This is a genomic window from Acuticoccus sediminis, from assembly GCF_003258595.1.
Lineage (GTDB): Bacteria > Pseudomonadota > Alphaproteobacteria > Rhizobiales > Amorphaceae > Acuticoccus > Acuticoccus sediminis.
In genome coordinates this window covers 156494-168463 of the sequence record NZ_QHHQ01000004.1, presented here as the reverse complement: position 1 = coordinate 168463, position 11970 = coordinate 156494, and the positions used below count along the sequence as shown (strand labels likewise).

General features: G+C 70.9%; 11 protein-coding genes. 6 read left to right on the top strand and 5 right to left on the bottom strand.

All coding sequences use genetic code 11. From position 1 onward, the window contains the following. Nucleotides 1-32: 32 nt before the first annotated feature. Nucleotides 33-1256, top strand: coding sequence for a CaiB/BaiF CoA transferase family protein (locus tag DLJ53_RS18955; protein WP_111348137.1), 1224 nt, complete (start codon nt 33-35; stop codon nt 1254-1256). A gap of 12 nt (nt 1257-1268) precedes the next feature. Here DLJ53_RS18955 and DLJ53_RS18950 read toward each other — a convergent pair whose 3' ends face one another. Continuing rightward, complete coding sequence (locus tag DLJ53_RS18950; RefSeq protein WP_111348135.1) at nt 1269-2513, bottom strand: NAD(P)/FAD-dependent oxidoreductase; 1245 nt, start codon at nt 2511-2513, stop codon at nt 1269-1271. 84 nt (nt 2514-2597) lie between these two features. Between DLJ53_RS18950 and DLJ53_RS18945 the strand changes: the two genes are divergently transcribed. The 4 genes from DLJ53_RS18945 (at nt 2598) to DLJ53_RS18930 (ending at nt 5494) form a co-directional block, all read left to right on the top strand. After that, nucleotides 2598-3086, top strand: a complete 489-nt coding sequence (locus DLJ53_RS18945; protein WP_111348133.1) for a GNAT family N-acetyltransferase — start codon at nt 2598-2600, stop codon at nt 3084-3086. Nucleotides 3087-3166: 80 nt separating this feature from the next. After that, entirely contained in the window at nt 3167-4015 is an 849-nt protein-coding gene (gene purU / locus DLJ53_RS18940; RefSeq protein ID WP_211100624.1) for a formyltetrahydrofolate deformylase, read from the top strand. Next, a complete protein-coding gene (locus DLJ53_RS18935) occupies nt 4002-4877 on the top strand; it encodes a bifunctional 5,10-methylenetetrahydrofolate dehydrogenase/5,10-methenyltetrahydrofolate cyclohydrolase (RefSeq protein WP_280525515.1) in 876 nt (291 codons plus the stop codon). The genes purU and DLJ53_RS18935 overlap by 14 nt, the downstream gene beginning before the upstream one ends. Nucleotides 4878-5164: 287 nt before the next feature. After that, entirely contained in the window at nt 5165-5494 is a 330-nt protein-coding gene (locus DLJ53_RS18930; RefSeq protein WP_111348127.1) for a DUF1236 domain-containing protein, read from the top strand. A 100-nt stretch (nt 5495-5594) separates the two neighbouring features. Here the strand turns inward: DLJ53_RS18930 and DLJ53_RS18925 are convergent, their stop codons facing one another. From DLJ53_RS18925 to DLJ53_RS18910, 4 genes are all read right to left on the bottom strand, one after another. Then, nucleotides 5595-7922: a xanthine dehydrogenase family protein molybdopterin-binding subunit gene (locus DLJ53_RS18925; protein WP_111348125.1), complete on the bottom strand. Its 2328-nt coding sequence runs from the start codon at nt 7920-7922 to the stop codon at nt 5595-5597. After that, a complete protein-coding gene (locus DLJ53_RS18920; protein ID WP_111348123.1) occupies nt 7919-8404 on the bottom strand; it encodes a (2Fe-2S)-binding protein in 486 nt (161 codons plus the stop codon). Before DLJ53_RS18920 ends, DLJ53_RS18925 begins: the two co-directional genes overlap by 4 nt. Continuing rightward, a complete protein-coding gene (locus DLJ53_RS18915; RefSeq protein WP_111348121.1) occupies nt 8401-9324 on the bottom strand; it encodes an FAD binding domain-containing protein in 924 nt (307 codons plus the stop codon). Before DLJ53_RS18915 ends, DLJ53_RS18920 begins: the two co-directional genes overlap by 4 nt. Before the next feature lie 102 nt (nt 9325-9426). After that, nucleotides 9427-10461 (bottom strand): GTP cyclohydrolase II, encoded by a 1035-nt coding sequence (locus DLJ53_RS18910; protein ID WP_111348119.1) that lies wholly within the window; start codon nt 10459-10461, stop codon nt 9427-9429. A 252-nt stretch (nt 10462-10713) separates the two neighbouring features. Here DLJ53_RS18910 and DLJ53_RS18905 point away from each other — a divergent pair, with 252 nt between their 5' ends. Further along, nucleotides 10714-11967 carry a CaiB/BaiF CoA transferase family protein gene (locus DLJ53_RS18905; protein ID WP_280525514.1) on the top strand — a complete coding sequence of 418 codons (1254 nt, stop codon included), beginning with the start codon at nt 10714-10716 and terminating at the stop codon, nt 11965-11967. The last annotated feature ends 3 nt before the right edge of the window (nt 11968-11970 follow it).

Genomic DNA, 11970 nt, shown 5'->3' with positions numbered 1-11970 from the left:
GCGATGGACGGCGGAACAGGAGAAGGACCCCGATGAGCGGCGCACTTGAAGGCCTGACGGTGATCGACCTCACCCAGATGCTGTCCGGCCCCTTCGCCTCCATGCTCCTCGCCGACCAGGGCGCCCGCGTCATCAAGATCGAGCCGCCCGGCGGCGAGACCACCCGCCGCGTGGGACCGTTCATGGACGGGCAGACCCGCATGGAGGAGGGCGGCTACGGCGGCTACTTCGCCTCGATCAACCGCAACAAGGAATCGATCGTCATCGACCTGAAGTCGCCGCGGGGGATCGCGCTCTTCAAGCGCATCGCGGCGCAGTCGGACGTCATCATCGAGAATTTCCGTGCCGGGGTGATGGAGCGGCTGGGCGCCGGCTACGCGGCCCTGCGCGAGGAGAACCCCCGCCTGGTGGTCGCGGCGCTGCGCGGCTTCGGCGATCCGGCGAGCGGGGAGAGCCCGTATTCGAACTGGCCCGCCTACGACCCCGTCGCCCAGGCGATGGGCGGGATTATGGGCATCACCGGTCCCGTCCCCGGCGGCGCGCCGACCAAGATCGGGCCGGGCGTCGGCGACCTCATCCCGGCGCTGTTCACCGCGTTCGGGATCGTCTCGGCGGTGCTGCGGGCGCGGGCGACGGGGGAGGGCCAGTTCGTCGACGTCGCCATGGTCGACGGCGTCCTCGCGGTGTGCGAGCGGCTCGTCTACCAGCATTCCGCGACCGGCGACGTGCCTGGCCCTGAGGGCGACGGCCACCCGCTGCTGTGCCCCTTCGGGCTCTTCAGGGCGAAGGACGGCTACGTCAGCCTCGGCATTCCGAAGGACGAGTTCTGGGGTCCGTTCGTGACCGTGATCGGCCGGCCGGAGCTCGCCGCCGATCCGCGCTACGCCCTCAACCCGGACCGCGTCGCCCGCCGCCACGAGGTGAACGCGATCGTCACCGAGTACACCTCGGCGCGCACGAAGGCGGAGCTGACGGAGATCTTCGGCGGCAGGATCCCGTTCGGGCCGGTGCTGCGCGCCGACGAGATCTTCGCCAATCCCCATTTCGCCGCCCGCGGCATGCTCCCCGAGGTCGAGGTTCCCGGCGCGGCGCGCCCCCTCACGGTGGCGGGAACGCCGGTCAAGATGTCGGCCACCCCCGGCGGCGTGCGCCGGCGCGCGCCGCTCACCGGCGAGGACACCGACCGGATCCTCGCCGACTTCGGCGTCGGTGCGGACGAGCGCGCGTCGCTGAAGGCGGACGGCGTCGTCGCCTGATGGCCGGCGCCGTCAGAAGCGGTCGAGGCTGTAGGGGGACGGGTCGGTGTACGGGGTCTCGCCGGTCATGACCTCGGCGAGCAGCCGGCCGGTGGCCGGACCCATCGTGAAGCCGAGGTGGTGGTGGCCGAAGTTCACGAAGAGGCCGGATTGCCCCGTCACCGGGCCGATCGCCGGCAGCATGTCCGGCAGGCACGGCCGTGCGCCGCGCCACGGCTCCGCCTCGATCCGCTCGCCCAGCGGGAACAGGCCGCGCGCGAACTCTTCCGCCTTGTCGATCTGGCCGAAGTTCGATTTCGCGTCGCGGTCGGCGAACTCCGCCCCCGACGTGAGGCGGATACCGCGCTTGTTGGGCGTCAGCACGTAGCCGTTGTCGCCGTCGAACATCAGCCGGTTGAGCTGCACGTTGCCCTTGAGGCGGTAGTGCATGTGATAGCCGCGCTTGACGCCGAGCGGCGCGTTCACGCCGAGCGGACGAAGCACCTCGCCCGACCACGCGCCGAGTGCGACGACCACCTCGTTCGCGGTGAGGGGGCCCGATTCCTCGGTCGTGACCTGCCAGCCGGTGCCCGTGCGCGTCAGGCTGCGGGCGTCGCCCGTCATCAGCCGGCCGCCGCTTGCCTCGAACAGCGCCGCGTAGGCCTTGCCGACGTCGCCCGGATCGTCGACCCGCGCCGGTGTGGGGTAGTGGATCGCGCCGGCGACGTCGATCAGCAGGTTGGGCTCCTCGGCCGCCGTGCGCGCGCCGTCCCACACCTCGAACTCGACGCCGTACTCCCGTCGGGTCGCCTCGTCGCCGACCGAGTGGGCCTCGAGGTCGCGGCCGTTGCGGAAGACGATGATGTAGCCGCCCTCGCGGAGCAGATGGCGGGCGTCGGCGCGGTCCATCAGCGCCTCGTGCTCCTGCCGCACGCGCGCCAGGATCGGCACGTTCGCCGCAGCCGTGCGCCGGGCCATCTCGCTGGAGCCGGAGCGTGCGTAGGCGATGATGAAGGGCGCGATCTTCGGCAGCGCCGACCAGCGCACCCGCGCGTCCGTGCGCCGCGCGAAGGCGGCCTGAATGAGTATCATCGGATCACGCGGGAAGACGTACGGCATCACCGCTTCGGATTGGATCAGACCCGCGTTGCCGTACGAGGTCTCCTCGGCCGGGCCCCGGCGGTCCACCAGGGCAACGGAGCGGCCGCGGTCCATGAGGTGGATCGCGGTGGAGATGCCGACCATTCCGGCACCCAGCACAACAACGTCGACTTTCATAGGTCCCCAACTTGCAGCGGCGCGCACCCGCACGCCGTCCAATGCTATGATGCATAATGCAGACCGACTGAGCGAGAGGCAGGGATGCACAAGATCGAGGAGGCGACGCCTGGTGACGCCCCCCGGATCGCCGAAGTGCTGACGAGGTCGATCCGCGACCTGTGCGCAGCCGACCATCATGACGACCCGGGTATCGTCACCAGGTGGACCGCCAACAAGACGCGCGAGAACGTGCTCGAGTGGATCATGGACCCGGCGCTCGCCGTCCTCGTCTCGCGCGACGATGGCGACATTGCGGCCGTCGGCATGATCCGCGGCGATACGATCCTGCTGAACTACGTCGCACCGGGCCGCCGCTTCACGGGCCACAGCAAGGCCCTGCTGGGCGCGATGGAGGAGCACATCCGCTCCGCCGGCTATCCCAGCGGCCGGCTGGAGAGCACGGTGACGGCCCACAGGTTCTACACCGTGCACGGCTGGTACGACGTCGGCCCGCCGACCGGCTGCGGCGGGCTGACCTGCCAGCCCATGGCCAAGGACGTGGGTGAGGAGAAGGCCCACGGCGAGGTCTAGCGGGGCCGCTAACGGGTTGCCGGATCGCGGCAATGGGCCTATGCCCGGGCCGCCTCCGGACCCGCACAGAAGACCCCGCCGTGACCGAACTCGTCCTCACCCTCTCCTGTATCGACCGCAAGGGAATCGTCGGCGCGGTCGGCTCGTCCATCGCCGCCCAGGACTGCAACATCCTGGAGAGCGCGCAGTACTTCGACCGCGCGTCCGGCTCATTCTTCATGCGCGTCCACTTCGCCGCGCCCGACGGCATGACGCCCGAGCGCTTCCGCGCCGGCTTCCGTCCGACGCTGCTCGCCTACGACATGGAAGCCGAGATCACCGACACGTCGGTGCGTCCGCGCGTCCTCGTCATGGCCTCGATGGCCGGTCACTGCCTCAACGATCTCCTCTATCGCTGGCGCACGGACCGGCTGCCGATGAACTTCGTCGGCGTCGTCTCCAACCACGAGACGTGGCGCGCGCGGGTGGAGAACGAGGGCCTGCCGTATCACTACATGCCCGTCACGCCCGCGACGAAGGCCGCGCAGGAGGCCGCGCTCCTCAAGCTCGTCGAGGACGAGAAGGTCGAGCTCATCGTCCTCGCCCGCTACATGCAGGTGCTGTCGGACGACCTGTCGCGCCGCCTCGAGGGGCGTGTCATCAACATCCACCACTCCTTCCTGCCGAGCTTCAAGGGCGCGCAGCCCTACCACCAGGCCCACGCGCGCGGTGTGAAGCTGATCGGCGCGACGGCCCACTACGTGACCGCCGACCTCGACGAGGGTCCGATCATCGAGCAGGACGTGGAGCGCATCGACCACACCATGACGCCCGACGACATGGCCGCGGCCGGTCGCGACATCGAAAGCCGCGTTCTCGCCAGAGCGGTCCGCTATCACCTGGAGCGCCGTATCCTACTGAATGGAGACCGTACCGTTGTCTTCCGCTAACGCCCCCCGCCTGATCGACGGCAAGGCCATCGCCGCCGCGGTGACCGAGGATGTCGCGAGCCGCGCCGCCGCCCTTGCGGCCAAACCCGGCCTCGCCGTGGTGCTGGTGGGCGAGGACCCCGCGAGCGCCGTCTACGTGCGCATGAAGTCGGAGAAGGCCGAGGCGCTCGGCTTTCACTCCGTGCAGCACTCGCTGCCCGCCGAGACGAGCCAGGACGAGCTCCTCGCCGTCGTCGACGCCCTCAACGCCGATCCGGCGATCCACGGCATCCTCGTGCAGCTCCCGCTGCCGGCCCACCTCGACTCCGCCGCCGTGATCGCCGCCATCGACCCGGACAAGGACGTCGACGGCCTTTCGGTGATCAACGCCGGCCGCCTCGCGGTGGGCGATCCCAATGCGATCGTCCCGTGCACGCCGCTCGGTTCGATGACCCTCATCGGCACCGTCCACGGCACCGACCTCTCCGGGCTCAACGCTGTGGTGATCGGCCGCTCCCGTCTCGTCGGCCTGCCGATGGCGCTGCTGCTGGCGAAGGCCAACGCCACGGTGACCATCGCCCACAGCCGCACGAAAGACCTGCCGGGGCTCTGCCAGAACGCGGACATCCTCGTCGCCGCCGTCGGCCGGCCGGAGATGGTGAAGGGCGACTGGATCAAGCCAGGCGCCACGGTGATCGACGTCGGCACCAGCCGCGTGCCGGACGCGTCGAGGAAGTCCGGCCAGCGCCTTGTGGGCGACGTCGCCTTCGCCGAGGCGACCCATGCCGGCGCCATCACCCCGGTGCCGGGCGGCGTCGGCCCGATGACCATCGCCATGCTGATGCGCAACACCGTCGAGGCCGCCGAGCGCAAGGCCCGCTGATACCGCGAGCGATCCCGCCTCCGCCGGCTCGGCCGGGGCGGGACCCGGGCGCCTGTGGACGGCAATAGTAAACCCGTGACGTCTAGAATAAGTCCTGGGCGACTGAGAACAGCGCGCCCATACGCGCGGAGCCTCCGAGAGTTCCGCCGCAAGATAAATAAATAATTCGAGAGATAACTGGGAACGGCTTCAGTAAACGCGACGTTCTTCGCTCCGATCGCTTCACCATGCGAGACGATCAGTAACTGATCTTTGGATCGCAGAGTTTGGATTGACGGAGAAGAACGATGAAGTCTTCGCTGAAAGCTGCCGTAGCCGGCGTGATTCTGATGGGTGGGACCGCCGCGGCCATGGCGCAGAACGTCGTCGTGGCCCCCCAGCCGGACGTGGTGATCGCCCCGGAACAGCAGACGGTGATCCGCAGCTACGTCAAGCGTGAGCCGCTGGCCTCCATCAGCCTTCCGGGCATCGAGCTGAACCTCGGCTCGACCGTGCCGCAGGAAGTCGAGCTGCACACCATCAAGGAGTCCTCCGTTCCCTACCAGTACGTCGTCGTGAACGACCGTACGGTCGTGGTGGATCCGGACACGCGCCAGGTCATTCAGGTTCTCAACTGAGTTGACGCCCGCCGCATCGCCTGACGCGGCGGACACGATCTGATCAGCGACGCCCGGTCGGCCCTGCCGCGCCGGGCGTCGTTGCGTTCGGGCCGCGCCTTCAGGCCGCCCCGACCAGGGCGAGGGGCAGCGGGACGCGGGCCTTCAACTCCCGCATCACGTCGGCGGCCGTCACCGGTAGCTGCCGCGCGAAGCCCACCACGCCGAGCGCGTCGTCGACCGCCGCGGCGATCGCCGGGGCCATCCCGGTCAGGCCCGCGTCGCCGGCGCCCTTGATGCCGAGCGTGTTGGCGGGGCTCGGCGCCTCCTCGATGAGGAGAACCTCGACGCCCGGCGCCTCGCGCGCCGTCGGCATCGCATAGTCGGCGAGGTTCGCGCGCAGCGGATCGCCGGTCCCGGTGACCCCGAGTGCGGTATGAAGCGCGCTTGCAATGCCCTGGACGACGCCGCCGACGAGCTGCGCCTCGACCAGTCCCGGGTTGATGGCGTTGCCGACATCGTAGCCGACATAGACGGACGGGACGCTGACGAGCCCGGTGTCCCTGTCGATCTCGACCACAGCCACGTGGAGGCCGTAGGGGAAGGTCGTCATGGCGGTGGTGACGGACCCGTCCGCGTCCAGCGCGAAGCCGTGCGGCACTCTCTGCGACGGACCGGGCTCCAGCGCGGCGGCCAGCTCCCCGAGGTCGAGGATGGCGCCGAAATGCCGGTCGGCCTGCCGGATCCGCCCGCCCTGGATCGTCAGCTTGTCGGCGGGGACCGAGAGCATCGCGGCGGCGGCCGCGAGGATCTTCTCGCGCAGCGCCTCCGCCGCGTGCTGCGCCGCGGTCCCGACCATGGCGCTGGAGCGCGACAGGAGCGTGCCGGCGGAGAACGGGATCTGCACCGTGTCGCCGGCGGTGACGCGCACGCGCCGGTAGTCGACGCCGACGATGTCCGCGACGATCTGGGCCAGCAGCGTCCGGATGCCCTGGCCCTGCTCGGCGGCGGCGGTGATCACGTCGACGGTGCCGCGCCGGTCCACCGACAGCTTCACGTGCTCGTAGCCCGCTGGGGCTGCGGCATCGACCACGAACGCCGCGCCGACGCCGACCAGCTCGCCCTGCGCCCGCCGGTGCTGCGCGCGGCGCCGCACGACGTCCAGCGAAAAGCGCCGCGTCGTGGCGTCGACGAGCGACTGGTAGCGGCCGGAATCGTATGTCACGGCGCTGCCGAGCGTCTCCATCCCGCGGTCGGCCGGCATCTCCGACGGGTCGATGAGGTTGCGGCGGCGCAGCTCCATCGGGTCGATCCCGGTCCGGTGCGCGACCGCATCCATCAGCCGCTCGCGGATGAACGCGGCTTCGGCCCGCCCGGCCCCCCGGAACGAGCCGGCGGGGGTCTTGTTGGTGAGCTTGAGGTGGCCCCTGGCGCGGTAGGCCCCCAGGGCGTAGGGACCCGGCGTCATCGCGGCGATGAGGTCGGCCACCATCGTGCCTTCGGTGCGCACGTAGGCGCCCTGGTCGACCGTGAAGATGAGGTCCACGCCCAGGATGAGGCCGCTGGAATCGACCGCGGCGCGCGCGCTCGCGGCGATGTCGCGCGCCTGGTTGGCGGCGAGGAGGTGCTCGCGGCGGTCCTCGATCCAGCGGACAGGCCGCCCCAGCAGGCGCGCCGCGTAGGCGACCAGCATGTCCTCCGGATAGAGTTCGCCCTTCACGCCGAAGCTGCCGCCGACGTCGGTCGTGTGCCAGACCACGGCGCTGCGCGGGAGGTCCAGCACCTCCGCGATCACGTCGCGGTTCCAGTGTGCCGCGCGCCCGGCGCCCCAGATCTCGAGCGTTTCGCTGGCGCCGTCCCACCGCGCGACGAGGCCGCGCGTCTCCAGCGGCATCGCCCCGTCGCGGCCCCAGGCGAGATCGACCTCGACGATCCGCTCGGCCCGGTGGAACGCGGTGTTGAGGTTGCCGAACGCCTTGAAGACGGTGGCCGCCTCGTTGCCGCGCAGCGGGTCGCTGGCGCTGACATCGCTGTCGGTGGGCGTTAGCTGCGGTTCGAGCGGCGTCAGCTCCAGCCCGATCAGCTCCGCCGCGTCCTCGGCGACCGCCGGGGTGTCGGCGAGGACCACCGCCACCGGCTCGCCGACGTAGCGCACCATCGTCGCGGCCAGCACCGGCTGCAGGAAGCGCTCCAGCGAGGCGCCGGTGGACAGGCGCACGCCGATGGGCGGCACATGCGCGACGTCGTCCGCCGTCAGCACCGCGACCACGCCGGGGAGGGCGTAGGCCGGCTCGGTGTCGACGCCGACGAGCTTCGCGCAGGCGACGGGGGAGCGCACGACGCGCATGTGGAGCTGGTGCGGGAAGGCGACGTCGGCGACGAAGCCGCCGCGCCCGTCGAGGTGCACGGCATCGTCGGGGCGCCTGAGGGGGCGGCCGACATGCTTCATTCGGCGGGCACCCGCATCGCCGCCTGTGCCTCCATCATGGCCTTCACGATCGGCTGGTAGCCGGTGCAGCGGCAGAGGTTGGCGGAGACGAGCTCCGTCATCGCCCGCTCGTCCATGTCCGGGTCGCGGGCGAAGGCGCCTGCGGCCAGCATCAGGAAGCCCGCGGTGCAGAAGCCGCACTGCACGGCGAAGTTCTCCGCCAGCGCATCCTTGAGGGCGGCCATCATCTCGCCGCCGCGCAGCCCCTCGACGGTGGTGACCTCGCGGCCGTGCGCCTGGACGGCGAACTGCAGGCAAGCGCGCACCGGTTCGCCGTCGACGAGCACAGTGCAGGCGCCGCAGACGCCTTCCTCGCATCCGGTGCGCGTTCCGGTCAGGCCCAGCTCCTCGCGCAGGGCGTCCGCCAGGGTGGCCCGCGGCTCGACGATCAGGGTGTGCGGCTCGCCGTTGACCTCCAGCGACATCTGCATCTTCTGGGTCATGGCGCGCCCGTCGCTTCGGCGGGGCGGGTGAGCGTGCGCTCGAGCGCCCGCATCACCGACGTGCGGGTCAGATCGCGCCGCCAGTCGGCGTCGGCGAGCTGGTCGCTCATCGGGTCGACGAGTTCGGCGACCACATGGCCCACCTCACGGAAGAGGCGTTTGGACGGCCGCCGGCGGTTCAGCATCGCCTCCGCCTCGGCGAAACGTCGCGGCACGGCCTCCACCGCACCGACGCCGAGGCGCACGTTGGTCATCTCGTCCTCGTCCTGGTCGAACACGGCGAGGGCCATGGCGAGGGCGTAGTTGCCCGCCCGCGGCGTCACCTCGTAAAAGCCGTGGCGCGCCTCCGGCGGCAGGACGGGGAGTTGCACCTCGACCAGCATCTCGTCGTCGGCGAGGGTGGTGGTCATGATGGTCTCGAAGAAGTCCCCGGCGGCGATGGTCCGGGCGCCGCGGCGGGCCGAGCGGGCGACCATCTCCGCGCCCAGGACGACCGCGGCGAGGCACCATTCGGACGCGGGCTCGGCCTGGGCGATGGCACCGCAGAACGTGCCGCGCAGGCGCACCGGCAGCGACGAGATGTGCCCGGAAAGCTCCGCCAGCAGCGCGCCGAGCGGCCCGTCAACCGCGCCGGGCGCGAAGTCGACATGACGCATCAGCGGCGGAATCCGCAGGCGGCCGGCCGAGATCGAGGGGCGCTCGGCCTGCATGATCCGGTTGATGTCGATGACGTGGGCGGGGCGGGCGTGTCGTGCGGTCATCGCCGGGACAAGGCTCTGCCCGCCGGCGAGGATGCGGCTCTCGACGCCGTACTGGGCGAGGAGCTTCAGCGCCTCGTCGATGGTGTATGGCGCATAGTAGTCGAATGCCGCCGCCCTCACAGCGTTCCCCCACGCCTCGTGCGCGCAAATCTTGGTCATCCGGCCCGGACGCGTGCAAGCGCCGGGACCGGGATCGCCCGGTGGGGGCGGGGGTTATCAAGGCATTTCTGCGCCCGGAGCCCCCTGCAACGTAGGATTTAACTAGAGGTGGTGGCCGCTGCGCGTCTTCTTCGTGGCGAGGTAGCGCTCGTTGTCCGGCGTGACGGGGCCGATGAGCGGCACCGGCTCGACGCTGATCCCCTGGGTCGCGAGACCCGCCGCCTTGGTCGGGTTGTTGGTCATCAGCCGGATCGAGCTGAGGCCGAGCTGCGCCAGCACGTTGCCGGCGGCGGCATAGTCGCGCTCGTCGTCGTGGAAGCCGAGGGCGATGTTGGCGTCCACCGTGTCGAGGCCCTTGTCCTGCAGCGCGTAGGCCCGCAACTTGTTGGCGAGCCCGATGCCGCGTCCCTCCTGCGCCGTGTAGAGGACGATGCCGCCTTCCGAGCAGATGCGCCCCAGGGCGAGGCGGAGCTGTGCGCCGCAGTCGCACTTCAGCGAGCCGAGGATGTCGCCGGTGACGCACGCCGAGTGGACGCGCACCAGGGCGCCGCGATCGATGTCGCCGACCACGACCGCGGTGACCGTGCCGCCGATGGCGTTGCGGAACGCCGTCACGTTGGCGGTGGCCCCGGCGGCGAGCGGCACGGGCGCGCTGGCGATCGGCCGCTGCGTGGCGGCGAGCGCGTGGCGGAAGGAGAGGACGTCGCCGGCGTGGGCGGCGAGGGTCCCCGGCGGGGCGCTGCTGGCCGAGCCGAGCGTCATCGCCGGGACGCGCTCGGCCATCTTGGCGAGCTCCGAGGCGGCGTTGGCGATGGAGCCGGCGCGCATGTGGCGGCCGACGTCGGCGGCGTCGGCCATGGCGATGGCGCTGAGGACGGCGCGGTCGGGCTCGGCCTCCACCACGGTGGGGGCAGGTTCCAGGCCGAGGTAGCCGGCGCGGGCGGCGGTGAGCGTCATGCGGCCGGAGAGGATCGGTCCGCCGTCGATCGGCGAGGCGAGCACCGCCTGCAGCCCGTCGCGGATGATGACGGGCCGCCCGGCCGCGATCTCGCCGATGGCACGATGCACCGCGATGAAACCGGGATCGTTCGCGCTGAGGTGAGGCGCGCTCAAATTGGGGCCCAGGGTTCGGATCATGGCAGCCTTCGCGATCGGTCACGTTCTCGGGAACGTGTCATGGCACATCTGGCGCCTGCCGCGGCAAGGCGCAAGAAGAGGGGTCGGGCGGCGCGCATTCGTGGCCGCGCCGCAGTGCCGCGCCGACGAAGCTCGCACTCATCATGCGGGCATGCCAAAGGCAGGACCTTCGTCTCGCCGGTGCGATTAACATATAACAACGGCGTCAACCCCTTCCGGCCCGTCCGGACCTCCAGCCCCAGGAGAGAAGATTTGGATACCCCCTCCGGCCCGCTCGAGGGCCTTCTCGTCCTCGACATGAGCCGCATTCTCGCCGGCCCGACCGCCACGCAGCTTCTCGGCGATCTGGGCGCGGACGTCATCAAGATCGAGCGCGCCGGGGTGGGGGACGACACGCGCCGCTGGGGCCCTCCGTTCGTGCCGGACGAGACCGGATCGCCGACCACCGAGAGCGCCTACTACCTCGCCGCCAACCGCAACAAGCGCTCGATCGCGCTCGACCTCGCCGCGCCGGAAGGCGTCGAGATCATCCACAGGATCGCGGCGAAGGCGGACATCGCGATCGAGAACTTCAAGGTCGGTGACGCCGCGCGCTACGGCGTCGACTACGCGGCGCTGTCGAAGATCAATCCGGGGATCATCTTCGCCTCGATCACCGGCTACGGGCAGACCGGGCCGCTCGCCAGCCTCGCCGGCTACGACGTGCTGGCCCAGGCGCGCGGCGGCATCATGAGCGTCACCGGCGAGCCGGAGGAGAAGGGCGGCACGCCGGAGAAGGTGGGCGTCGGCATCGCCGACATCATGACGGGGATGTACACCACCGTCGCGATGCTGGCCGCGCTCGAAGGGCGCCGCAAGACGGGCCGGGGGCAGGCGATCGACCTGTCGCTGTTCGACTGCCAGCTCGCCTGGCTCGCCAACCTCGGCACCGCGCACCTGCTCACCGGCAAGACCCCGCACCGCATGGGCAACGGCCACCCGACCATCGTGCCCTACAACGCGTTCGACGCGGCTGACGGCCAGTTCATGCTCGCGGTCGGCAACAACCGGCAGTTCCAGCGTTTCTGCGAGATCGGCGGCGAGCCCGAGGTCGCGCAGGACCCCCGCTTCGCCACCAACGCCGCCCGCGTCGCCAACCGGGAGGCGTGCGAGGCGGTGGTCAACCGCATCGCCGGGACGAAGACCAAGGCCGAGTGGGCCGCCGCGCTCGACCCCGCGGGCGTCCCGGCCGGGCCGATCAACACCGTGGCCGAGGCCTTCGCCGAGCCGCAGGCGATCGCGCGCGGCGCCCGCGTCTCCCAGCCCTACGCCCACTCCGGCTCGGGCACCGTCGAGACCATCGGCAACCCCATCAAGTACTCCGACACCAGGGTGACCTACCGCCGCCCGCCTCCGGTCCGCGGCGAGCACACGCACGAGATCCTCGGCGACCTCGGCTATTCCGAGAGCCAGATCGCCGACCTCGCCGAGCGCGGCGTCGTCGAGCTGTCGCGCGTTCCGGCCTGAACC